The following is a 24,996-nucleotide window of genomic DNA, read 5'->3' as shown; positions in this document are numbered from 1 at the left end:
TCTACTATCGTATTAGCTATATAGCTAACACCCCCTAAATAACCTATAGTGTTAGCTATATGGCTAATACTAAGTTGAATGAACTATGGCTTGCAGGTACGAAATAGGGCTAAAAGTTAAGCACGCACGTAACAATATGGGGCTGACACAATTACAGGTATCGAAGTTGACTAGAATTAATAAAACTACCATTTCAGAAATCGAGAATGGCCGTTTTACAGGTTCATTCGATATATTTGAAAGGTTATTGAATGCTGTTAATTTGCAGTTTGAGATCGTAGAAAAAACACATCAACTGCCTGATTGGGATGAGATCGAAGAACTCTTTGCAGAAGATGATGATTAGCTATCAATACAACCTTTCTTGAGAGATCTTTACTGAAAATTCATCATCTATTTGTTGAGGGGGTAAGTTAAAACATCGATGTATTCTTCATAACTGATTTTAATTCTGTTCCCCAAAAAACAGCTCATCTTTTAGCAAGCTACAAACTAACGGGGCTCTCCTCTTAATACGTTGTCTAACGGTGCACAACGATGGACAACGATGGACAACGATGGACAACGATGGACAACGATGGACAACTAACCAAACGCTCATTTTTATGATCACCTACGTTTGAGGTAACCGCTATTCATAGAATTGAGAAAAGTCGTTTTTATGATCACCTACGTTTGAAGTAACCGCTATTCATAGATTTGAGAAAAGTCGTTTTTATGATCACCTACGTTTGAAGTAACCGCTATTCATAGATTTGATAAAAGTCGTTTTTGTGATCACCTGAAATTTGCTTCGAAATTTAGGTTGAACAGGATTAGCATTAAATCAGATTCTAGACTACCTTAGCTATGCTGCATACTCTTGCTATCTCTGGCACTTCCCCTGCAATAGTAATTAAGCGAACGACAGAATCGCTTGGTGATCACATGCCTGAGCAAACAAACGTAACCCATTTTTGCCTCTACTCGTAACATTTCAACAAGCTACTCTTTGACTAAATTACTCTAAAACCATTAATATACAACAAAGTGTGTATCGCCGTTGTGGTGATTAATTAGAGCGATTTGAAGCCATTTAAAATTACACATATTAGAACTAACCGTTTGCTTCACTTCAAAACAAACTACCTTATGTCGATAGAGCCTCTTAAGTGAGTTTAAGTACTGCAATAAGGAGATAAAATGAAAGAGCAAAATAGACAAGTCCAGATGATATGCGAAACTTGTGGTAACTCTGATTTTGCGACCGAAGGTGAAGAGCATACTTGTACTGATTGCGGTCGAACCTTCTCAACAGATGAGTTAACTGAGGCTAACCAAGAGTTGATTAGTAATACAGTAGAAGACATGAAGAAAGATGTTAGCAAGCAGTTGGAAAAGGAGTTCAAACAACACTTAAGAAAAGCACTTAAGGGCTCCAAAAACATTAAAATCAGGTAGGTTATATGAGTGATTGGATCGCTTTTGGCGCTTTAGTTATTTCTGCTGCAACATGGTTCATGACTTGGCGTTTTTACAAGAAGCAAGCAGATATACTAGATAGAACTGACAGGCTTACTAAATTACATTTGAGACAAGCAGAGCAAAAGATACTGAGTACTTACAAGGCTGATTTGAGTGCTCGTTTCATAAGTCTAGGGCAAACAAAATATCGACTGCGTGTTTTTAATAAAGGTGATGCTGATGCGCGTAATGTGCGCTTATCGTTCCCAAATGGTAATGATAGGGTCATTATCGAAGAAGGCCACCTGATCCCTTGCATTGAGTCAGGGGCTAATAAGGACTTCTTGTCATCCGGCGCGCTGAGTGGCCAGAAATATATAGATATAACCATTGTGTGGGATGATGATTCTGGTGCAGGTAGACAAAAAGAACTAAAGCAATTAGATATTTTTGGCTAAATCAAGATAGAAATATAACTTGAGTTGCAACACGGCAACAGGGAGAGAGAATGACTCATTTTCCAAAGGTTGGACATGAAGTTAGCTTTGATGATTTTTACAAATTGATACCAGAAGAACTTAGTAACTTCCCAGAAAGTGTCTTAAGACAATGGGTTTATGAACATGGAAAAGGAGATGGCGATGTCGTTGACGCACTTAATCTCATTCCAAACTTGTCACAGTGGGACTTTCAGTTGGTAGAGTTGTCTAACGCTGAAATTGAAAGCATCAAGCATTATCCTTACGATGAAAAGCGGCTACTAGAAAAAGGAGAATGGTGGGTAAGATCAGGCCGCCATAGTGCGCCAGCATTTTGTAATTTCATGCTTGAACAGGGTACAACCCCTGCTCCTCTAATTGTTGCTCGAAATGCCTCTAACCATAGCCACCCAATTTTAGAGTTTCGATATCCGGGACATGAAGGTCCCATGCTTAAACCCTTACACTTACTAGAAGGTAATCGTCGCTTTGCCCTACTTAGAGCAATGATTAACAAGGGTACAGCGTCGTTGAAGGATAAACATTCAGTATGGGTAGTCACCTTTCCGGAACAAGAAAATACTTAATGCAGTTCTTAGATAAACTTGGCCACAGAGATAGAGGTCAGTCATACCTGACTTAAATTGCTATTTAATCGATTAGCAAAACCTCCAAATGATTTTTGTCTAGAGCTGTAACAGTATCGATCACATAACAGTATCGAACACAAACAGTATCGAACACGGCAAACATACCTTTGTCGGGTGGACGACACTTGTTACCAAGTGCCGTCTCCCTAAGAACCCAGCGTGCAACTTTCACTGCACTAGGCTCAAGCCTCCACGAAGGCATCGTTTGATACCCAGCAACTTATAAAGCAGTCGAAGCAGGTTCGTTCCAAGAGTTACGAGCTAGCCTTTTAGATTTTCTCTTTACCAAGTATTCTTGGTAAAGAGGGTCAAAGGGTGTCGCTGCACTTCGGATTTTCACATGCCTTTCTATTGGCACTTTGGCTATTTGGAAGAGATTGAACTGGCAATCCATATCCATGATCTTCTGCCAACCGTGAAACTGCCATTGGCCTTTTCGGTTGATGAAGTATTTTAGGGCAATCCAAGTTTTAGACTTTGTTGGATGACGCCTTTTAGCCCAGTGCCATAACGTATGGAATAGTTTGTGACCGACATATCCGAATACCTGTTTAGCTACGCAGTGCCGATAATAGTTCGACCATCCCCTGAGTTTAGGATTTATCAGTTTGATAAGATCATTCACTGGAAGGGTTACGTGCTTTTTGATGAGTTCACGCAGATTGCTTAAGAACATCAACGTATTGGATTTACTCGGCTTGATGAGCAGTTTCCCTTTGTACTTCCTATGGTTGAACCCAAGAAAGTCAAAGCCATCGTTGATATGAGTAATGTGCGTTTTCTCTTCGGATAATGTTAAGCCTCTTTCCGCTAAGAAATCAGCAATCAACGGTTTGATATCGTTCTCGAGTACTTCCTTTGAAGCGCAAGTGACGACGAAATCGTCGGCATATCCAATAAAGTTAGCTCTTGCTCCTTTCTTAAGCGCGGTAGACTTAATGCGCTGTTCGAGACCCGATAACGTCATCAACATCAAGGTGGGGGATATAATTCCGCCTTGAGGAGTGCCTTCGTCGGTGTCGTAAAACAGCCCTTTGTCTACAAAGCCTGACTTTAGCCATTGCTCCAACATCCGTTTATCGATGGCGATGTTATCCATAAGCCATTGATGCCCTATTTTGTCGAAGCAAGCTTTAATATCTCCTTCAAGAACCCATTTAGCCGATTTCTTTAAAGCCAAACACTTGAAGCACTGGTCGACAGCGTCAGCCGTGCTACGATTTGTTCTAAAGCCATAACTATTCGGGTCGGCAGTTGTTTCTGATATAGGCTCTAGCGATAATAGGTGTAGCGCTTGTTGTGCTCTGTCTATCATGCATGGTATGCCCAGAGGTCGAAGCTTGCCATTCTTTTTGGGGATATAGATACGCCTGAGTGGTTTCGCTTGGTAAGCTTTCCGACTCAGTTGATTTACTGCTTTCATACGACGCGTGTCTGTATTCCAGACAACGCCGTCTATTCCAGGCGTTTTACTGCCTTTATTTTGAGAAACTCGCTTAACAGCAAGAAGTTTTGCTGAGCGAGAGTGAGTCAGTATCCACTGCAATGCTTTTGCTTTGCCGTGTTTACCGTCTCTAGTTGCCTTTGCGATACGCATTTGAAGCTTTAAGACGTTCGCCTCTGCGGCCTTCCAGTTAATGGATTGCCACAGTGCACTGTCAGAAGATGCACTAATCTCATTCGAAATCGTCATTTGCTTTTCTTCCTTAATAAAGTTCTTCAAACTCTCTCGCAACGAGAGACCAGTTGGAAGTGGGCTCACTTTCGTGATCAGGCACAAACCTGTATCTGCGTCATTACAATGCAGCCTTTGCTTTTTCCAACCTCCTCTACCCGCATCACTATCGGCCACAGGGGCTTTCCCGTAGGGAGAGATACAGGCTTACCGTGTTCCGTATGTCACGCAATGTCAGTTTAGATGCCCGCTATGGTGCGGAGAGTTCAATGATCACGAAAGAGCATGGGGCAATCTCTTTCCGACTCTCGTGCCTTTTGGCTACAGCGTATTAACCACTTCCGCTGTTTCACAACATAACGCACCTTACGCGGATTCACTTCTGTTCATCATGCTGACTACCTAGCACTCACCCGATGTTGTGGTTATCAGGAGGATCGTTCTCTCACGATTTCAATCCCGATTGGAAAATACCAACCTTCGTTACATTGTCAAAGCCGCTACTTTATTCAGGCTCCTAGGTTCATCTGGTGATACAGATGGTTCACTCGTTTAGCGGTGAACAGCGCTTCATACGACTTCACGTCGCACGCCCCAAAGTTGCTTAGAACTTTTACTCATTCGCATCCTGTTCATGAGCTTTTGCCCTACTAAAAGTTATCCATTTTTCTAATGCTGTTCGTTGTGAATCCCCGTGTTGTATCACGGGGGTAAATTCGACAGTACTACAACGCTCTAAGAACTGTCTCTTCAAATGTTATCTACTGACAGACTAACAACCAATTGATTCTATAGATCATTTAGCTTGTGATAACATGCTTGCATATGAGTGTTATCTGATTAACATCAAGAGCTTGATTACGTGAATTTGTAAGACTAGATGCCGCGCTTCAACTCCAAAGCACATGGCATTAAACCGAAGGAAATATTATGTCGCACTATGATTTTTCTACAATCAATGATAAAGAATTTGAAGAGTTAGTTAATGATCTTATAGAAAAAAGAGACGGGCAATTTGTTGAGTCATATAAGCAAGGTCGTGATCAAGGTATTGACGGAAGAAGTGTCGATAACAATGGAGACGTTACGATTATCCAAAGTAAGCATTGGATAAAATCAGGGATCACAGCATTAATCAAAGAACTAAAAAAAAATGAAGTTGATAAAGTAAACAAACTTAACCCTGCTAGGTATATTTTAGCTACGTCTATCGAACTTTCTCACAAAAACAAATTAGATATCAAGTTAGCGTTTGCACCATACATCAAAGATATTAAGGATATAATCGGAAACGAGGATATTAACAGCCTACTTAGCCAACACGAAGGTATAGAATTAAAATATTATAACCTTTGGATAAACAGTACAAATGTTATAAATCGAATGCTTAACAATGCAACACATGTGAGAAGTAAGTTCAAATTAGAAGAGATCATTTCTAAAAGTAGCTTTTATGTGAAAACATTGGTTCACGAGAAATCTGAAAGCACACTCGACACCAATAACATAATATTAATAACAGGTAATGCTGGAATAGGAAAAACAACTCTTGCTGAGCAAATGTGCAAAATATACACAACCAGAGGATATGCATTTTTCTATATATTAAATAGTATTGATGAGATTGATGAGATATATAATGAAAATCAAAAACAAGTATATTTATATGACGATTTTCTTGGAAGCAACTATTTAAAAAGAATTGAAAACAAAGAAGATGTTACGCTTAGTCACCTCATAACTAGAATTAGGCAAGATCCCTCTAAAAAACTTATACTTACAACTAGAACAAACATTTTCGAACAAAGTAAACTTTTAACAGAGTTGTTTGATAGAGTTAAAATATCAACTCATGAAATTCAAATAAACGCTGGAAATTTAACTAGGTTTGAAAAAGCGAAAATTTTATACAACCATATTTGGTTCAGTGATTTAACCCATGAATACCGAGAAGAATTAACAAAAGATTTAAGATACTTTCAAGTTATTGACCATGCAAACTTTAACCCGCGGCTTATCGAGTTCGTAACTGACGCTTGCAGGTTAGATGAGGTTAGCCCAAATGATTACTGGGATTATGTAATAGACACCCTCAGGAACCCAAAGGATATCTGGCGGCATGTTTTCACAAATCAGACAAACAAGTTATGTAACCATTTAGTCGTTGGTATAGTCTTAAACGGTGGGAGAATGACATCAGCGCAATGCACAGATTATTTTTATCGCTTGTTGGGTTCAAACGTTCATCCAAACATAGATGAGTCATACGAAACTACAATTAAACTTGTAATTGGTTCACTTATAAATAGACATATTGGTTATGACAATCAAGTTCATTATGATTTGTTTAACCCTTCTATTTCTGATTTTGTATTAGGCGAGTATTCAAAAAACATTGAATATCTATCTTCAATTTTTAACATACTAAAAACTGATCGCTCACTGGTTACTCTTCAAGAGTATAAAATTCATAAGATAATAGATCATGATGCATATATTACTTGCCTTGCTTCTTTAGCTAAACCAGAAAGTGTATATTCTAAGTATCATAGAACTCTTGCTAACCTAATAATAAAGACACCAAACTTTCATACCAAAACTATATTCTCTAAATATTTAGAAGATTTAGCTTCAACTATATTTAATTATGAATTAGTTAATGATGAACAGTTGAGAGTGATATTTCACCTAATAAACTGTAAAATAATTGATAGTAATGATGAGAACTTACATGATTTTGTTTTATCTGTGCTAGCAGAACAATACGATGACATTTATTTCATCGAGCTATCTCAAATTATGGATAAGATGAATATTTTAAACGATGAGAATTTTGACACTTTGTATAAAAATATCTATGAATATTATAAAGATGAGCTAACCAACTTGATAATCGATTCTGATATTTTCTCAAACTACTATAGCTTTACCGAGATATCCTCAATTAGCCGACAGCCATTAATTGAGTTTTTGTCAGAAGATTTAGATTCTATCAAAATTCCGCAAGGTGAATATCTGGATGATTTAATTTCAGGTCTAGTGCACCTTTGTGATTTCGAAGCGATAGTTGAATATAATGTTGAACGCCATGATTTCCCTCCATTCAGCTCAAATGGACAAAGTTACGGTTCAGGTCAAAACAACTTTACAACAGAAATTACTAATTACTTTAGAGATAAGAACTAAGTAAAAATAAAAAGCCGAACCCTCTCGATAAAGGTTCGGCTTCTATCTCCTTGATATGACCAAAAAGGAGGACTGGCTACTTAAACAAGGAATTTCAATGTTCCAGTCGCAGTTACTCTACCAATAAAAATTACATCACGTTAATTTTGTCCATTAACCTCAGAACCCGCTCTATAGAAACCATACTTTTCTAATACTATTTCTTGATATTCGCAATTGCTCTTGCAATGCCAAGTAAGTGTGTTGAAGTCTTAATCTCTAGCTCAGACTGAATCCCTAAGAGCGCAATTCCTGCTAATATTTGTTGTGGCCTAACCACTTGCCCCGTTGGTAATTCCATCCTGTCGTATAACATTTTGAACTGGATCCAATCTTCACTAATGCTGAGTTCCCGACCTTTTGCCATTCGCATAAGTCTTTTACACTCCGGAGGAATTGGATTTCCTTCATCCCACCCCGTGACAGTCCTCACAGTTTTAAAACACAGTTCAGCAACCTCTTCTTTCGTCATTTGGCACTCTAACTCTCGAAAAATGTAATTCTTACTCATTTCGCGATACTTCAATGATAAAACCTATAAATACAAGAGGTTGCATTGATTTTATAAGATATGCACTATTAAACATAATGAGACAAAGTGCGCACTGTACGAAGGCGTACTAATTGGCAAATTTGCCTTATAAAAAGTTATTCATTAATCGCTAATGTTAGAATTCCTGAAACACATTTATGTCCAAAGGCGTGCTACGCCTCTCCTGTGCTAGCACTCATTGGGACACAAGCTAGACAGAATTCAGCTTAACAAGGCTATTGAAATCATAGAAACACTATTAGAACCAGAGCTGAAAAGTAATAACGGTAGTGACGGGGCCTGCGGGATCAAGAATGGTAAGGTTATTGATTTAGTAGCGGAAATTGATCTCTTCAGTCAGGAAAGTCTGTCAGATTTCTTCAAAAATAAATAATACCACTAGCATTCAGTATTTAACTGTCCATAAAAGCATACTAACGTTACATAACTACAGCACGCTCTGTAGCTGTATAGCCTTAGGTTATGGTATCGCCTGAAAAGTATCAATTTGCGGGTTGTAGGAATTTGTAACACTGAACTACACTGGGGTCATCAATTTTTATCAAAGTAGAAATTTATGGAAATCTGCCATCTCTCTGATCTTCATTTGGAATTTGGTCCAATGGAGTTCCCGCAAACTGACGCAGATGTCGTCGTACTTAGTGGAGACATTCACCTCGGCACTAAAGGAATTGATTGGGCGGCACAATTTGATGTGCCTGTTGTGTATGTCCTAGGTAATCATGAGGCCTATGGTGCTTCATCGCTAGAGCTATTGATAGAAGAATGTAGGAGCAGAGCTGAACGTTATTCCAACGTATACTTTCTTGAAAACGATAGCGTTGTAATCAATGGTGTTAGATTTCATGGGTGTACTTTGTGGACTGATTTCGAACTTTATGAGACCCCTAAAGACTCTATGAAATTAGCTCGTTCAGGCTTGAATGACTATCGAAAAATTCAATATCATGGAAAGCCATTTTCACCATTGGATGCGAGAGAACTTCACCAAACATCTAGGCATTTCCTTTACGAATCAATAAGTCAAGCCAAAGAGGATGTCAATGTTGTCGTTACCCACCACCTTCCATCTAGAGAAGGAATACAACTTGAATACTTGGGTAGCCCACTTGGTCCTGCATTTGCCTCTCAATGTGATGAATTTTCAGATCTTGCTGACAAAATTGCGGTCTGGTTCTACGGACACAACCATGATTGTATGGAATTCTCTGATTTCAATATTAAATTCCATACAAACCAGCGTGGATACGTTGGCTATGAAGAAGTTTCGAGTTTCGATCCATCAAAGAAAATTTTAATTTCCTTATAATGTGTGCGTTAGTCGGATTCTCGTTATCATAGTTCATGGCTGATCTATGGGCTGATGCTTAGAGCCCTTATCACGTAAGGGCTCTCAGTGAATTGATATCGTTGTAAACCCCATGGCCGATCTATACTCTGACTTTCTCTATCGCTCGTAAACATAGACTCTGAAATTGAGCTCTTCGAAGGCGGTGTGTACTGCTGCACACCGATGCACACCAATACTCAACGAGCATTATTTCTGCGATGTAAGTTTCATGGCTGATCTATGAGCTGATGCTTAGAGCCCTTATCACGTAAGGGTTCTCGGTGAATTGATATCGTTGTAAACCCCATGGCCGATCGATAGGTGGACGGGTATCGCTCGTTTTGTTTGGCTTTGACTCCACTTTTTACATCGATGTAAGATTCATGGCTGATCTATGGGTTGATGCTTAGAGCCCATGTCACGTAAGGGTTCTCGGTGAATTGATATCGTTGCAAACCCCATGGCCGATCGATAGGTGGACGGGTATCGCTCGTTTTGTTTGGCTTTGACTCCACTTTTTACATCGATGTAAGTTTCATGGCTGATCTATGAGCTGATGCTTAGAGCCCTTATCACGTAAGGGTTCTCGGTGAATTAATATCGTTGTAAACCCCATGGCCGATCGATAGGTGGGCGGGTATCGCTCGTTTTGTTTGGCTTTGACTCCACTTTTTACATCGATGTAAGGTTCATGGCTGATCTATGGGCTGATGCTTAGAGCCCATGTCACGTAAGGGTTCTCGGTGAATTGATATCGTTGTAAACCCCATGGCCGATCGATAGGTGGACGGGTATCGCTCGTTTTGTTTGGCTTTGACTCCACTTTTTACATCGATGTAAGATTCATGGCTGATCTATGGGCTGATGCTTAGAGCCCATGTCACGTAAGGGTTCTCGGTGAATTGATATCGTTGCAAACCCCATGGCCGATCGATAGGTGGACGGGTATCGCTCGTTTTGTTTGGCTTTGACTCCACTTTTTACATCGATGTAAGTTTCATGGCTGATCTATGAGCTGATGCTTAGAGCCCTTATCACGTAAGGGTTCTCGGTGAATTAATATCGTTGTAAACCCCATGGCCGATCGATAGGTGGGCGGGTATCGCTCGTTTTGTTTGGCTTTGACTCCACTTTTTACATCGATGTAAGGTTCATGGCTGATCTATGGGCTGATGCTTAGAGCCCATGTCACGTAAGGGTTCTCGGTGAATTGATATCGTTGTAAACCCCATGGCCGATCGATAGGTGGACGGGTATCGCTCGTTTTGTTTGGCTTTGACTCCACTTTTTACATCGATGTAAGATTCATGGCTGATCTATGGGCTGATGCTTAGAGCCCATGTCACGTAAGGGTTCTCGGTGAATTGATATCGTTGCAAACCCCATGGCCGATCGATAGGTGGACGGGTATCGCTCGTTTTGTTTGGCTTTGACTCCACTTTTTACATCGATGTAAGTTTCATGGCTGATCTATGAGCTGATGCTTAGAGCCCTTATCACGTAAGGGTTCTCGGTGAATTAATATCGTTGTAAACCCCATGGCCGATCGATAGGTGGGCGGGTATCGCTCGTTTTGTTTGGCTTTGACTCCACTTTTTACATCGATGTAAGGTTCATGGCTGATCTATGGGCTGATGCTTAGAGCCCATGTCACGTAAGGGTTCTCGGTGAATTGATATCGTTGTAAACCCCATGGCCGATCGATAGGTGGACGGGTATCGCTCGTTTTGTTTGGCTTTGACTCCACTTTTTACATCGATGTAAGATTCATGGCTGATCTATGGGCTGATGCTTAGAGCCCATGTCACGTAAGGGTTCTCGGTGAATTGATATCGTTGCAAACCCCATGGCCGATCGATAGGTGGACGGGTATCGCTCGTTTTGTTTGGCTTTGACTCCACTTTTTACATCGATGTAAGTTTCATGGCTGATCTATGAGCTGATGCTTAGAGCCCTTATCACGTAAGGGTTCTCGGTGAATTAATATCGTTGTAAACCCCATGGCCGATCGATAGGTGGGCGGGTATCGCTCGTTTTGTTTGGCTTTGACTCCACTTTTTACATCGATGTAAGGTTCATGGCCGATCTATACTCTGACTTTCTCTATCGCTCGTAAACATAGAATTTGATATTGAGCTCTTCGGGCGGTGTGTACCTATGCACACCAAGACTCAATGTAGCTGTATTTAGCGTAAACCTAGGACTTAGACACAAGAAAGGCTCCCCAAAAGGGAGCCGTTTGTTTCACTACAAAGGAACAAAGAGGGATCTTTTTATGATAATTGATATTTTGACTAATAGTCTTTATCGGCGCTTAATTTAACGTAACCGCACTTAGCCTGCACCTAAACAATCTTTTTTACTAGTGCGATTTTATTCATCGCACCAGCTCTTCAAAACTCACTTTGCAATATCTGTGATTATTCATAGTTCGTTAAATTAGCAAAGGTACAGAGAAACTTTTGTCCAAAAACAACTTACAACATTTTCAGAACCATTAAGATCTATAAAACCGCCCCGTAAATATATTCCTAACGCTTGACTAGCCACTATAAATAACTATATCACTTCCACTTTTAGCCTCCCTAAACTCCTACAACTTTAGAAATTGGCATTGCAATGACAAGCTAGAACCTGAACTTGGCATTGCATTACCAATCAATAACTTAAATGAAAAAACACCTTGCAAATCGCCTTTTTACCACCTAGATTTACCCACAAGCGGGTTAACTTTTCGATACAGAATATTCTTCTTTCAGTTCTGCTCTCAAGCATGTATCGCAGCTTAGTATCTGAGTAAACGAGTGACGTTCGTTAAAATAGCAGTCATATGTTTAGCAAAATGCTATCGCATATTTATAAGTCGAATTACCAATAACTTAATGAAAAACACATAAATCTAAGCTGATACCACTACCTAACCCAAGATATTGCTTTTTATTCTGAGAGGAATTATGGATTTCATAGAAAAAACAAACGAACCATTAGTAAATATTCCTGAAGAACAAATGATTACAAATTTAGTTAAGTTATCGCTAAATCTATATCAGTTGTTTTTAGAAGCAGAAAAAAAAGAGCAGTTTTGCCTACTAATTACAGATTTTAATGATGAGGAAATAATTCACCTTTGCTATAGAGCTGATGTCTCCTATTTTTCCTACTTTGAATCACTTCGAGATGAACTTATTACTAATTGCCAAAAAAGGGGCATTTCTATCGCCTTAAATAAAATGTCACATGGAAATGAGTTACTTCCGTATGGCGATGTTAATATTTCTAACTATGTAACGGTATTTAGTGAAGAGAGAACAAAACTCTCCCTTAAAGTCTGTCAAATTGAGCGTCTTGAACTACATCCGACAATTCAGAGAAAAGGGATATTCACCAAAATAGTGAAGGGGCTCCTAGCTATTGAGCCTACCCAATCGGTAATAGTAACCAACATTTACAACTTTGATTGGCTTACTCAACTCAAGAAAAGTGCAACTGAAACCACTCGCCTGCCCAGCTCACGAGCAGCACTGTTCGACTCTTCGAGTAACCTTTAAGGGAGTCCAATAACGATGAAAAATTTCACCTGTATTCGAAGTCATACCCTCAGACAAGGAATGCAACTGATGAATATTAACACCTCCGAAATGTATGAGCCCTTCGAAGAGTATGTCGAACTGCTAATTGACAAAGGGTACGCCAACAACACAATCGAGCAATATGCAGGTCACACTAGTCGTTTTCTTGATTTTTTATATGAGCTAAAGATAGTGTCAAATCAACTTGACGCTAAATTTGAACCATTTAAGTTATTTCAACTCTATCAAGACTTCTTGACCTTGGGACAACGCTCTTCTTCAAAACTTATAATTCAAATTGCTAAAAATCTTAAGAAAGATAAAGAAACTAGCTTTACAAGCATAGCTAGTGGGATTGAAGCCTCCTTGTCTATGTTTATGGAACTAAGGACATTCAATAACGATGATGACAACTTCAAGAAGGCAATCATTTCTCAATACAATATTAGCCACCATCAACTAAACCATATAATTAAGAACTCATGGTTTGAAGCAACCAAGCGAAATTTCACTAATAAACAACGAAGTAAGATTAAATTATTTAGGAGAGCTGCCAAAAAACATAGTAGATCTGCTTTGAAAAAGATAACTAAAAAGAAAGCAAGCAAATCTCTCCCTATCAGACAAAGTGTTCGGTTTTTATCTAGTGCAAACATCTCTCCTGCATCTTGTTTCTCTAAAGTTCGGAATTTTTTGCTCTATGCATTATTAGCCGCCACAGGTGTTCGGACATCAGAAGCTCTTCAAATAACAGTTGATGACATCGACTTGAATGAGAGAAGCGTTTCCATAATATCTCCAAGTAATCGCGGCAACTCAGGCTTAACCCAAAAAGAAGCTGAAGCGCTTACTGACAAAGGGCGAGCCACAGAGCTCACCTTTATGATTGAACCGTTCGCACATATCTTTTGGTCTTACTTAAAGATATACATGGAACATCATTACAAAATAAATGTTAGTCACCGCTTCTTATTCCAAAAAGCAAATGGCCGCCCTTTCTTCTGTAGCGACAGATCTGAGCGCTCAAAAACTCTAAAAAAAAACCTTAGAAACTTCGATATAACACTAAATCATTTAGGGTTGCACTGCTTCAGACACACTTATGCATTCTATACATTAAATTACTTCCCGATAGTTGATGAGAACAGAGAGCTAACCGGTCGACAAGGCTTACCTTTGGCGTACGTTAAAATATTGCTGGGTCATCAAAACATGAAATCCACAGAGGTCTACGCCAAACAAGACACTGATTTAATTAACTTTATGCTCTCAGCATCTAATTCTTATCTTCGTGATAACAGTATTTCATTGACAGACTTAGCTCTTCAATACAACAAACGTCAACTTAAGGAGCTAGAGAAAGAAAAACAAAGGCTAGAGCAAGAGGGTAATTAATATGCTGTTCAACCACACAAGAAAGCCTGTTGTCATATGTGAGAAAGCAGAATTAAGAGGCAATATTCTTAACGCACTTTATCTAACTAAGAAAGTGATCTGTAAAAGAGAAGGCGTCGAAAGTCTAACTCGGGAAGATGGGTTAAACGAGAAAGCTCGTCTAGGCCATACAAAGCTATCTATATTCAAATACCTTGATGGGTTTGAAGATGACTTTAACTTAGATAGCGCATGGCTAAACAAAATCTATGAGTTAGCGAATGAAGACCCACAAAAATCGAAAGAAATTTTTCATCAAGTCTTACCAAAATACTCAAGGTTCACAACCATAACCCGGAATGACGCCAGAGGTTTACGCTCTGACTTGCGACTATTTATTCATTGTTGTTGGGCATCAAGATTTCTTTTACTTCCTATTTTTTTTACAGACCTCCCCAAGCGAAAACACGGTAAAAATGGCTCAATGGAAGAGTACGCTGATGATGCTTATCCAGAGATTCTCAGAATAATTCGCTCACCCTTTTTCAAGCAACTCGAATGCGAAATTGACATAACCAAACATATGTCAGAAGCGTCAATGCCTAACTTTAAATGGTACGCACATAAATACGTTCGTGCATGTGCCGCTTGGGATGTAGAAGACATCACCAATGACCTGCTCAAGGAGATCACCAGTAAATCTCCTACAGGAGTTCCTAGAACTGTTGACTGGTATTTTGCCATCCATGCGAGTCTTCCTAATAGGGTACAGTTTGATACGGGTAATGTTTTTGTCAGAAGTGGGGTTACAGGTATAAAAGGGAAGTTATCAACTAAGAACTTTAACCCTAAGGAAATTGAACAACACCCAGCAATTCTAGCTTGGATAGTAGATATAAACAGCTACATTAACGAACTTAGAGAAAAAGGAATTAAAACCTATGATAAATATCAATCGGCAATAAGAAGGGCGATGCAAATCCTTATCGTCTCAGGAAAGCCAATACCAGAACCAAAAGATATCAAGCGTCATCATGCAAAGATTATAGTCAAGGGACTGGGGGTTAATGTAAAAGCAAGCACTCACCAAGAACTCTTATACAAGCTCTATAGTTTTTTCGAATATATAGCCATGAACTATAAGAACTTTACGATTCCAATAAGTAAACAACTTGATATCCCTATAGTCCCTAGGCATAAGGGTACAGTCAAACAACTACTCCCTGAGGATAGCTTTTCTTCCTATCTATCGTACCTTTACGGAGTTGCTGAATGGATTTGGTACATGAACCACCATAATCCCAATAAAGACAGTGTCATTAGTAAGGAGCGCGTTACAAATAGGACAATAAATACCAGTGATACTGGGTTTATACCTATCTTTCGATGCAATCATAAATACTACCCCATAGAGGAAATACCGAAAAGAATTGTCTCACTGTTTAGGACTAGACAAAATATAAAATGTCAGCTTAAGTCCCATACCTTTCTCCCTCATTATATTCACCTGAGTATTGTTATGGCAGAAACAGGGATCCGGTTAATAGCTTTACGATTCCTAAACGAAGAAACATACGCCCAAAATGTTAACAGAGAGCATTTCATTGATTATTCATATCTAATTACTCAGCTATGGGTAAATTCAGACAAATCACATGACGCCTGGGAGGCCGATGTTGTCGAATCAGTCATTGGAATACTAGATAGACAGCTATTCTGGAAAAGAACTTTCCTCACTGGCAAAGATGTACCTATCTACTATGATAGCCACGAAGAAACTAGCTTCGAAATGATCAAGCCATTATTTGCACAGGTAGACTCTTACTTAGAAATCAACCCATCGTTTTCGGTGGTTTCTGACAAGAGCTACAGGAAGGCCTTCAAATTAATTTTAATTGGATTTTCATACACTTACTCAAAATCAAGTAAAAACAACATTCCTCCAATTAAAATTGATCACGACAAAAATCTTGATGAAAACATACAGCACCTGAAGGGGTATGTAGATGAAAACAAAAAACCTATCACTCCACACTCAATGCGTTCTCAATTCGTAAGTGAACACATCACTGTACTTCCTCCCTCAATCCTACAAAGGGTAACTGGGCACATAACTGAAGCTCTAGTAATCTATTATGCCCAAATCAACACAAAATATCTTGATACTCAAAAAGCAGGCCAAGAAGCGGAGTTTAAAGACTTTATAGCTCCAATGATGGTTGATGCCAAAAGCAAACAATCAGCTTTACAACAAGCATTTTCTAGAAATGCAACTATCGCAATGAATGATTTTGGGGCCATATCATTTACAAATAGTCATTCCACATCTCCTTGTAGCGGAATGCAGATTATTAAGAAGAAACAAGAAGAATTAGATGTTAGTACCGATAGCAGTTTTACAATCGTAGACCAACTGGCATTTAACTCTACACATATTTGTCCTTTTAATAATGACTGCCCATCAGACATTACGGGAAAAAGCATCAACGGGGAACTCCCATGTGCTGGATGCCCATACTCGATAAAAACGGTTGATCACATTCCTGCGATAAGCGCAAAAATCAGGTTATTAACGGATAAAGCCGCAGAGCATGATGACACTATAAATGAAGCAAAAGAAAATGGCGAAAGTATGGATGCTTACTTAAATGATATTTCCTTAAAAAAGTTTTATGCTGATGAAATCTCAGCATGGGCAACATCTTTAACTTGCTTAGACTCAATGGTTAACAGCTTATCTAAAAAAGATAAATGGTTAGTCGGTAAGCCTAAATTCATACAGGATAAACTGACCAAGTTAAAATCATCTAACGAATTAACTAACACCCTTATACGCATAGAGGAGGCTATTAGTTTCCATGAATTTCTCACTCCTCAACTAAAAGCAAAAGTAACTCAGCTTCGCAATAAAGTTTTAGCACAAACAGGGCAATTTCAAGCTCTAATGGGCGAAGTCCCAACCGGAAGGGACCTACTTTCAGAGTTCAAGGGCATAATCAAAAGCATCTGTGATGTTACAGGAGTTAGCATTAATGACTTGCCTACTGAGCTAAAACGAATCGAGAAAAACACTCAAGACACACTAAAAAACAACCTCAACCTTACTCTAAAGCCACCGGGGGAAAACAATGCCTAAAGGAGCCTTAAAGGGGGAGAATAGATTCAAAGCATCTCAAATAACCACGATCAACGGTAGAGTTCAACGTATCAAAGATATAGTTGTTCCCAAAATGAAAGCCTTATGCGACTCAGTTCACTTCCCTAACAAAACTACTTATCAAAAAATGTGCGCTGAGATTTTCAACGAAAACCTTCCTGTAAACATGAGAGCCATTACTCATAGAACGTTAGCCACCAACAGTACCTATTGGGTCATTGTCGGCTCGGTCTACCACAAATATTATGATTCAGATGACTCTAAATCACTAAACTCTCTAAGAAAAGAAGCTCTACAAAGTTTAAATCCTCAGGAAAAAATTGAAGTTCTGGAGCAAAAGAACAGACTGCTCATGTTGGAAAACAATGCCTTAAAAAAACATATTTCAACGAAAAAAAACGAAAACAAAAGACCTATTGATGAAAAAATCATTTCTCCAAATGACATCAATAATCTAATAGCGACTATAGATTTCTTAGTTAAAGCAACAGAAGGAATTGTCACCATTGAAAAAGAAAAAAGAACCATTACGAACCTAGCACTTGATGTCCACGGTGTTCTATCTAAATCTGTTAGCGGTACGTACTTTGATATTCTTGAAGGCAAGTTATGAGCAGTATGAAACTTTATGGGCTATCACTGATTTAGAAAAGCACCCACCATTAAAATTGACTATTTGTAAACTATTGACTATTTGTCACGCTTAGGAGATACTTCGACTCACAGGATGTTTCGTCCTGATGTTCTTTAAAATAATGACCTTTTTCGAATCGTAACTGGCAGTAATGCCGATTATCTCAGTGATAATCTATGTCACCCACACCTCAAGTGCAGTCATCAATCGAACTTGTAAGTAAGCGCCTATATGCCACGGCTGCATTAAGTAATTGCTTAGAATTGTACTGATTAAGCACAACTATATTTAGTAGCATGAAGCTAATAGGCTAACGAGCTAACGAGCTAACGAGCTAACGAGCTAACGAGCTAACGAGCTAAATATTAGTAAAAATGGAGGGGAGAGCAATAAATTGTTCTAAAGATTGTGGTTTGCGCTATCTATATCATTTTATTCGGTTCGGTAAGTTTTTTGGAGGGGATTTTCCCAACATCGAATAAGAAGGTTGTTTTATGAATACTCAAATTTTAAAGAACTCACGTGAAGTACTAGAATTAGTTTTACGTGAGAAACATGATGATATAGATAGCAGTACGAAACTTAAGGTAGAGAATTTACTTAACCAGATCAATGCAGAACTTGAAGGGAAAGCACCTTCTAAAACAACGAAACGTCAGATTTTAGAAACGTTTGGAGTGTTAATAGGTGTTATCTGTAAAGGAGCTGAACTTGTTGAAAAAATATTCTCAATCATCAATTCGTAAAGTAGACCATTAATTTTTTATTATGAATTTTTCAAATACGTTAGAGAAGTGCCGTAAGCACAGAAAACTATCCAAGAAAGACTTGGCTGATAAGATTGGCAAAAGTGCCTCTTATATAACTCTTTTAGAGCAAGGAAAGAGAGAGCCAAACTTGAGTCTTATTGAAGATTTGTGCTCAGCACTAGACATTCCAACATCTGTTTTTATGTTTCTTGCTTCTCAAGATCAAAATTTACCTATGAGTGATGAGTTAACTACAAAGATAGAAAAACTTATGTATCAATTGATTGATGACTCAGATTCCTGAATACAAATTCAAATCGATCGGTAGCATTAATGCTCTCGCTCGTTTACTACGACTTCCGTTAAGCAGAGTTCAGCATTTAGCCAATAACACATCTGACTTTTACCGAGTTGCCAAAATTCAGCAAAAGAAATCTGGTGGTCAACGCATCACCTACGATGCTTATATAGCCCTAAAATCTGTTCACCGAACGCTTCAGCATCAAATATTCAAAAAAGTCATCTACCCTGAATATATACAAGGTTCAATCAGTGGACGTTCCTACATTACAAACGTCAGAAACCACACAAAAAGAAGAGTTTTAATTTGTGAGGATATTTCTAACTATTTCCCTATGATTAAAGCCGATCAAGTCGAAAAAATGTTTATGCGCTTATTCCGTTTTCCTCAAGATGTGGCGCAAACCTTAACAAGCCTAGTGACTTTAAACGGTAGCGTACCGCAAGGCGGGATCTGTAGTAGTTACATAGCCAACCTAATAATGTGGGAGAAAGAATCGGTTCTTGTATTGCGCCTTAGAAAGGCAAAACTTACCTACACCAGATATGTTGATGACATTACAGTATCTTCTAAGTCTTATATGACTAAACAAGAAATTAGTGCCGTGATTGCCTCAATCTATGGAATGCTTCGCTATTACGGTGTTGAACCAAATAAAAGTAAACATGAAGTATTAGGCAATGGTACACACCAAACCGTGCATCGAGTCGGGGTTAATGGAAACCGTCCTAGCTTTGGTAAAGAAGAGAAGAAAAAAATAAGAAGTGCTGTTCACAATCTCAACACCTTATTTACTGATGATCGCTGCGCATATGAAGATTACCTTAAAGTATTTAGTTCCGTGAGTTCACAAGTAGGAAAGCTACAACAACTCAATGCATACCAAGGGAAAAAATACAGGGAGGCTTTAAACGCGATTAAACCATCGATTAAACGGCTCACTGCTGAAAACCTAACTTGATCTGATAGTGCTTTATCCAAATCCAAGAGCGCCCCTTTGGAAGCTCTATTCAAAGCGCCCCTCAAAACTGTAAAAATAGGCATGAGTGGCTCCCAATAAATACAACTTCAGAGTTATATTTGAAAGGTGAAGAAAAAATCAATTAACACCATTAATAACAATAAGTTACAAAAGAAAACAAGAGAAGACCGCTATCTCTTCAAATTAGGAGCCCCACATAACAGTTCAAATCTGGGAGGGGCCACCAAATTAGAAAAGCCAGAACAGTTCACGCTGCTCTGGCTTTTTGCTTTTCTAGCCCTTTATCTTCTAGCTTAACGCTCAGCCCCATTCGTCCAGTTTCTTCTATGTGACTAAACATACTTTTCTTTTATAAAAAAATCGGCAATATGATAGTACACAAATCATTCAATAGTTCAGGGAAGACTCATGAAAGACGAAACGCTCTCGATTCACTTCGGCTACGACACTGATCCAACAACCAAATCGGTTGCGACTCCTATTTACCAAACCGTTGCTTACGAATTCGATGACGCACAACACGGCGCCGACCTGTTTAACCTTGCGGTGCCAGGCAATATCTACACTCGTATAATGAACCCAACCAATGATGTGTTGGAAAAACGCATGGCAGCCTTAGAAGGTGGTATTGCAGGCTTAGTGGTGAGTGCAGGCAGCGCGGCGATCAACTACGCGATTCAAACGTTGGCACAAATCGGTGACAACATCGTTTCAACACCTCAGCTTTACGGCGGTACTTACACCCTATTTGCTCATATGCTACCAAACCAAGGGATCGAAGTTCGCTTTGCCAAAGACGACAAACCAGAAAGCTTAGCTGCACTGATCGATGAAAAAACCAAGGCGGTTTACTGCGAAAGTATCGGTAACCCAGCAGGCAATATTATCGACTTAGAACGTGTTGCTGAGCTTGCTCACGCACAAGGTGTACCTGTGATTGTCGATAACACGGTGGCGACACCTGTGTTGTGTAAACCTATCGATTTTGGTGCCGATATTGTGGTGCACTCGCTAACCAAATACGTTGGTGGTCACGGAACAACATTGGGTGGAGTGATTGTCGATTCAGGCAAATTCCCATGGGCAGAGCACAAAGATCGCTTCCCGGTCTTTAATCAGCCAGAGCCTTCTTATCACGGTGTGGTGTATACCGAAGCCTTTGGTGAAGCCGCATTTATTGGCCGTGCTCGAACCGTTCCATTGCGTAATACGGGGGCAGCACTGTCGCCTATGAATGCCTTCATGCTAATGCAAGGCTTAGAGACGTTGTCGTTACGCATGGAGCGACACACCGAGAATGCACTGAAAGTAGCAGAATACCTTAAGCAACATGAGAACGTGAGTTGGGTAAGCTACGCGGGGTTACCAACCTCTGAGTTCTACCCATTGGCTGAGAAGTACATGCAAGGTAAGCCGTCTGCCATTTTATCTTTTGGCTTGAAAGATGGTTATGAAGCCGGTGTTCGTTTCTATGATGCGCTGCAAATCTTCAAGCGCTTGGTGAACATTGGCGATGCAAAATCTCTCGCTTGTCACCCTGCTTCTACAACACACCGTCAATTAAGCGAAGCGGAACAAAAGCAAGCAGGTGTGTCACCAGAAATGATTCGCCTCTCAGTAGGCATTGAGCACATTGACGATATCCTGGCTGACCTAGAGCAAGCACTTAATGCTTAACGCCGTTAAAGCTAGATCTAACGCTGATCGTTAGCTAACAGACACAAAAAAGCCCATCACAGGATGGGCTTCTTATTATCTAATTTTCTTAGATAGGCTAACGATTACTCAACCGTTACCGCTTTCGCAAGGTTACGAGGTTGGTCAACATCGGTACCCTTGATTAGCGCCACGTGGTAAGACAACAGCTGCATCGGTACTGTGTAGTAGATAGGTGCTGTTACTTCACTTACGTGAGGCATCTTGATGATCTTCATGTTCTCATCGCTTTCAAAGCCTGCATCTTCATCTGCGAATACGTAAAGTAGACCGCCACGAGCACGTACTTCTTCAACGTTTGATTTCAGCTTCTCTAGCAAGTCGTTGCTTGGTGCAATAACGACGACTGGCATATCTGCATCGATAAGAGCCAAAGGACCGTGCTTAAGCTCACCAGCCGCGTATGCTTCTGCGTGGATGTAAGAGATCTCTTTCAGTTTCAGAGACGCTTCCATCGCGATAGGGTAGAACTCACCACGACCCAAGAACAGTGTGTGATGCTTATCAGCAAAATCAGGTGCTAGCGCTTCGATCTCTTTATCAAACGCCAATGCTTTCTCGATATCAGCAGGCAGTTGATGCAGTGCTTGAACGATCTCAGCTTCTTTCTCTTCATTGATGCGACCTTGTAGACGACCAATTGACGTTACCATCATCAGCATAGCCGCTAGCTGTGTTGTGAAGGCTTTAGTTGAAGCAACACCGATCTCTGTTCCTGCGCGAGTCATGAAGGCAAAATCAGATTCACGAACCAGCGAAGAACCTGCAACGTTACAGATAGTCATTGCTGACATGTAACCTTTTTCTTTTGCAAGACGAAGTGCAGCAAGCGTATCCGCCGTTTCACCAGACTGAGACAAAGTCACCAATAGGCTATTCGGACGAACAACGAAATCACGGTAACGGAATTCAGAGGCAATCTCTACGTCACAGCTTACGCCTGCTAGAGATTCAAACCAGTAACGAGCTGCCATGCCTGAGTTGTAAGACGTACCACATGCGATGATCTGCACGTGTTCAACCTTGCTTAGGATCTCTTCCGCTTTAACACCAATCGCGTTAGTGATAACCGAAGTGTCAGAGATACGGCCTTCCATTGTGTTGATCAGCGCTGTTGGCTGCTCAAAGATCTCTTTCTGCATGAAGTGACGGTATTGACCTTTGTCACCAGCGTCGTGTTCTGCGTTTGATTCAACGATTTCACGCTCAACACGCTCGCCCGCCACATCAAATACTGTTACATCACGACGAGTCACCTCAGCAACATCACCTTCTTCTAAGTACATGAAGCGACGAGTTACGCTTAACAGTGCAAGTTGGTCAGAGGCTAGGAAATTCTCGCCCACACCAAAACCGATAACGATTGGGCTACCAGAGCGAGCAACAACGATACGGCTAGGATCTTTACGATCAACCGCTACTGTGCCGTATGCACCGTCTAATTGTTTTGCTGTTTTTTGCAGAGCTTCAACCAAAGAAGCTGACGTGCGAAGTTCCCACTCAACAAGATGAGCGATAACTTCTGTATCTGTTTGTGAAGTAAACACGTAGCCACGCTCTTGCAGCAGAGCGCGCAGTGTTTCGTGGTTTTCGATAATGCCATTGTGTACAACAGCAATATCGCCAGACATGTGTGGATGTGCGTTTGCTTCTGAAGGCTCACCGTGTGTCGCCCAACGTGTATGAGCAATACCAGTACCGCCAATGACATGTTGTTGATCGACTGCGTCTGCTAGCTCTTGTACTTTACCAAGGCGGCGTACACGAGTTAGGTTAGATTCGCTATCAACTACAGCGACACCCGCTGAATCGTAGCCTCGGTATTCTAGGCGGCGAAGGCCTTCTACTAAAATTTCAGCTACATCACGCTGTGCTACTGCACCAACAATTCCACACATAGTTTCACTCCATCAATTTCGTTTTATTCCTATTGGCAGCAAGCAAAGGCCAGATCTTTATTAAGATCAATTATAGGAAGGTAAATGCATAATACTTAAATTTGTTTTTACGCTGGATCGGTCAGGATCACTCGAACATCATGTGATTCGATACTTGCTTTGGATTCTTCGCCTAAGTCTGTATCGGTAATTAAGATGTCAATATGTTCCCATGCCAGCTCTAAGTTCGGGATCTTTCGTCCCACCTTTTCCGACTCAACCATCACGATCACTTCTCGTGACACTTCAGCCATTACTTTACTTAGGCCAACCAATTCATTGAACGTGGTTGTGCCTCTATCAAGGTCGATACCATCAGCCCCGATAAATAGTTGATCAAAATCGTAAGCTCGAAGTACTGATTCTGCGACTTTGCCTTGAAAAGAATCCGAATGGGTATCCCAAGTGCCGCCGGTCATTAGCAGTGTTGGTTCGCTTTCCAATTCATTAAGTGCATTAGCAACATGCAACGAGTTGGTCATCACAACCAAACCACGCTTGCTATTGAGCTGCTGAATTAGCGCCCCTGTCGTGCTACCGCTATCGATCACAATGCGATTATGGTCGCGAATTAAATCTGCAGCGGCTTTCGCTAATGAAATCTTTCGAGTCGAAACTTGTGGACCCAGTTCTTCGTTGACAACCTCTTTCGGTAATGAAATCGCACCACCATAACGGCGCAAAAGCTGACCGTTTTTCTCTAAAGACGCTAAGTCCTTTCTAATCGTGACCTCTGAGGTTTCGAATTTAGCGGATAGTTCATCAACACTAACCTCCCCCTTTTCATTAACGAGGTTAGAAATAGCATGTCTTCTGAGCTGGGTGTTTCGTTTCGACATTTAAAAAAGGCCAGTAAGTTTCGATTTGAAACATATTATAGTTACAACGAAACTATTTAGTCCATTTATTTTGATCCAAAAAATTAATAAATAGCGATAAAACCTTGTCCTAAGACAATTGTTAAGCAGTGATATTGAACTGATTAGGTGGTAGAATCCGCACCCGAAAAGAAAAAAAATTACAAAACTGACTGTTATTTTTTTGCAACTTACCTCTTATATAGTGGGGTAAGTCACATAAAACCGATATTGAATCAAAATCTTTTGGTCATAAAATGACTAAAATTGATGAAAGACTTACAACTCTGAAGGACATATTGGAAGTCCCGCGCTTTTACACAACAGGCACAAAATGTTGATGTAGCGGACCAATCTTCAGACCT

At 40.0% G+C, this 24,996-nt stretch carries 18 protein-coding genes; 14 read left to right on the top strand and 4 right to left on the bottom strand.

Annotation, left to right across the window (positions count from 1 at the left end; translation table 11 throughout):
• Positions 1–85 precede the first annotated feature (85 nt).
• From OCU90_RS02075 to OCU90_RS02060, 4 genes are all read left to right on the top strand, one after another.
• Complete coding sequence (locus tag OCU90_RS02075) at positions 86–346, top strand: helix-turn-helix transcriptional regulator (RefSeq protein ID WP_017084742.1); 261 nt, start codon at positions 86–88, stop codon at positions 344–346.
• Between the two features lie 836 nt (positions 347–1,182).
• The gene (locus OCU90_RS02070) at positions 1,183–1,440 is read left to right on the top strand and encodes an ECs_2282 family putative zinc-binding protein (RefSeq protein WP_017084741.1); all 258 of its coding nucleotides are present in this window, start codon (positions 1,183–1,185) and stop codon (positions 1,438–1,440) included.
• A 5-nt stretch (positions 1,441–1,445) separates the two neighbouring features.
• The gene (locus OCU90_RS02065) at positions 1,446–1,901 is read left to right on the top strand and encodes a COG1361 family protein (protein WP_017084740.1); all 456 of its coding nucleotides are present in this window, start codon (positions 1,446–1,448) and stop codon (positions 1,899–1,901) included.
• A gap of 50 nt (positions 1,902–1,951) precedes the next feature.
• Entirely contained in the window at positions 1,952–2,509 is a 558-nt protein-coding gene (locus OCU90_RS02060; protein WP_017084739.1) for a hypothetical protein, read from the top strand.
• 283 nt (positions 2,510–2,792) lie between these two features.
• On the opposite strand, the gene ltrA is transcribed toward OCU90_RS02060, so the two are convergent.
• A complete protein-coding gene (gene ltrA, locus OCU90_RS02055; RefSeq protein ID WP_099426181.1) occupies positions 2,793–4,265 on the bottom strand; it encodes a group II intron reverse transcriptase/maturase in 1,473 nt (490 codons plus the stop codon).
• 912 nt (positions 4,266–5,177) lie between these two features.
• Between ltrA and OCU90_RS02050 the strand changes: the two genes are divergently transcribed.
• Positions 5,178–7,433, top strand: a complete 2,256-nt coding sequence (locus OCU90_RS02050; RefSeq protein ID WP_061025006.1) for an nSTAND3 domain-containing NTPase — start codon at positions 5,178–5,180, stop codon at positions 7,431–7,433.
• 196 nt (positions 7,434–7,629) lie between these two features.
• Here the strand turns inward: OCU90_RS02050 and OCU90_RS02045 are convergent, their stop codons facing one another.
• Positions 7,630–7,998 (bottom strand): phage protein, encoded by a 369-nt coding sequence (locus OCU90_RS02045; RefSeq protein ID WP_061025007.1) that lies wholly within the window; start codon positions 7,996–7,998, stop codon positions 7,630–7,632.
• 583 nt (positions 7,999–8,581) lie between these two features.
• On the opposite strand from OCU90_RS02045, the gene OCU90_RS02040 reads away from it, so the two are divergent.
• From OCU90_RS02040 to OCU90_RS02000, 9 genes are all read left to right on the top strand, one after another.
• Positions 8,582–9,334, top strand: coding sequence for a metallophosphoesterase (locus OCU90_RS02040; RefSeq protein ID WP_061025009.1), 753 nt, complete (start codon positions 8,582–8,584; stop codon positions 9,332–9,334).
• Between the two features lie 2,975 nt (positions 9,335–12,309).
• A complete protein-coding gene (locus tag OCU90_RS02035; RefSeq protein WP_017084731.1) occupies positions 12,310–12,903 on the top strand; it encodes a hypothetical protein in 594 nt (197 codons plus the stop codon).
• 69 nt (positions 12,904–12,972) lie between these two features.
• Positions 12,973–14,319 (top strand): tyrosine-type recombinase/integrase, encoded by a 1,347-nt coding sequence (locus tag OCU90_RS02030; RefSeq protein ID WP_061025011.1) that lies wholly within the window; start codon positions 12,973–12,975, stop codon positions 14,317–14,319.
• A 1-nt stretch (position 14,320) separates the two neighbouring features.
• Positions 14,321–17,434, top strand: coding sequence for a hypothetical protein (locus OCU90_RS02025; RefSeq protein WP_017084729.1), 3,114 nt, complete (start codon positions 14,321–14,323; stop codon positions 17,432–17,434).
• Entirely contained in the window at positions 17,427–18,068 is a 642-nt protein-coding gene (locus OCU90_RS02020; RefSeq protein ID WP_061025013.1) for a hypothetical protein, read from the top strand. Before OCU90_RS02025 ends, OCU90_RS02020 begins: the two co-directional genes overlap by 8 nt.
• Before the next feature lie 515 nt (positions 18,069–18,583).
• On the top strand, positions 18,584–18,835 hold the full coding sequence (locus OCU90_RS02015; RefSeq protein ID WP_017084727.1) for a hypothetical protein: 252 nt from the start codon (positions 18,584–18,586) through the stop codon (positions 18,833–18,835).
• An 82-nt stretch (positions 18,836–18,917) separates the two neighbouring features.
• On the top strand, positions 18,918–19,142 hold the full coding sequence (locus OCU90_RS02010) for a helix-turn-helix domain-containing protein (RefSeq protein WP_231903755.1): 225 nt from the start codon (positions 18,918–18,920) through the stop codon (positions 19,140–19,142).
• The gene (locus OCU90_RS02005) at positions 19,126–20,100 is read left to right on the top strand and encodes a reverse transcriptase family protein (RefSeq protein WP_017084725.1); all 975 of its coding nucleotides are present in this window, start codon (positions 19,126–19,128) and stop codon (positions 20,098–20,100) included. The genes OCU90_RS02010 and OCU90_RS02005 overlap by 17 nt, the downstream gene beginning before the upstream one ends.
• A 429-nt stretch (positions 20,101–20,529) precedes the next feature.
• Entirely contained in the window at positions 20,530–21,798 is a 1,269-nt protein-coding gene (locus OCU90_RS02000) for an O-acetylhomoserine aminocarboxypropyltransferase/cysteine synthase family protein (protein WP_017080208.1), read from the top strand.
• Positions 21,799–21,902: 104 nt separating this feature from the next.
• On the opposite strand, the gene glmS is transcribed toward OCU90_RS02000, so the two are convergent.
• Together glmS and OCU90_RS01990 are read right to left on the bottom strand one after the other, a co-directional pair.
• Positions 21,903–23,735, bottom strand: a complete 1,833-nt coding sequence (glmS, locus tag OCU90_RS01995) for a glutamine--fructose-6-phosphate transaminase (isomerizing) (RefSeq protein WP_004736010.1) — start codon at positions 23,733–23,735, stop codon at positions 21,903–21,905.
• A gap of 107 nt (positions 23,736–23,842) precedes the next feature.
• Complete coding sequence (locus OCU90_RS01990; RefSeq protein WP_004736011.1) at positions 23,843–24,613, bottom strand: DeoR/GlpR family DNA-binding transcription regulator; 771 nt, start codon at positions 24,611–24,613, stop codon at positions 23,843–23,845.
• Between the last annotated feature and the right edge of the window lie 383 nt (positions 24,614–24,996).

The sequence above is a fragment of the Vibrio splendidus genome (assembly GCF_024347615.1).
In the GTDB taxonomy this organism is placed as follows: Bacteria; Pseudomonadota; Gammaproteobacteria; order Enterobacterales; family Vibrionaceae; genus Vibrio; species Vibrio splendidus.
Note: the sequence above shows the minus strand (reverse complement) of the source record. Positions and strands in the feature narration are given on the sequence as shown.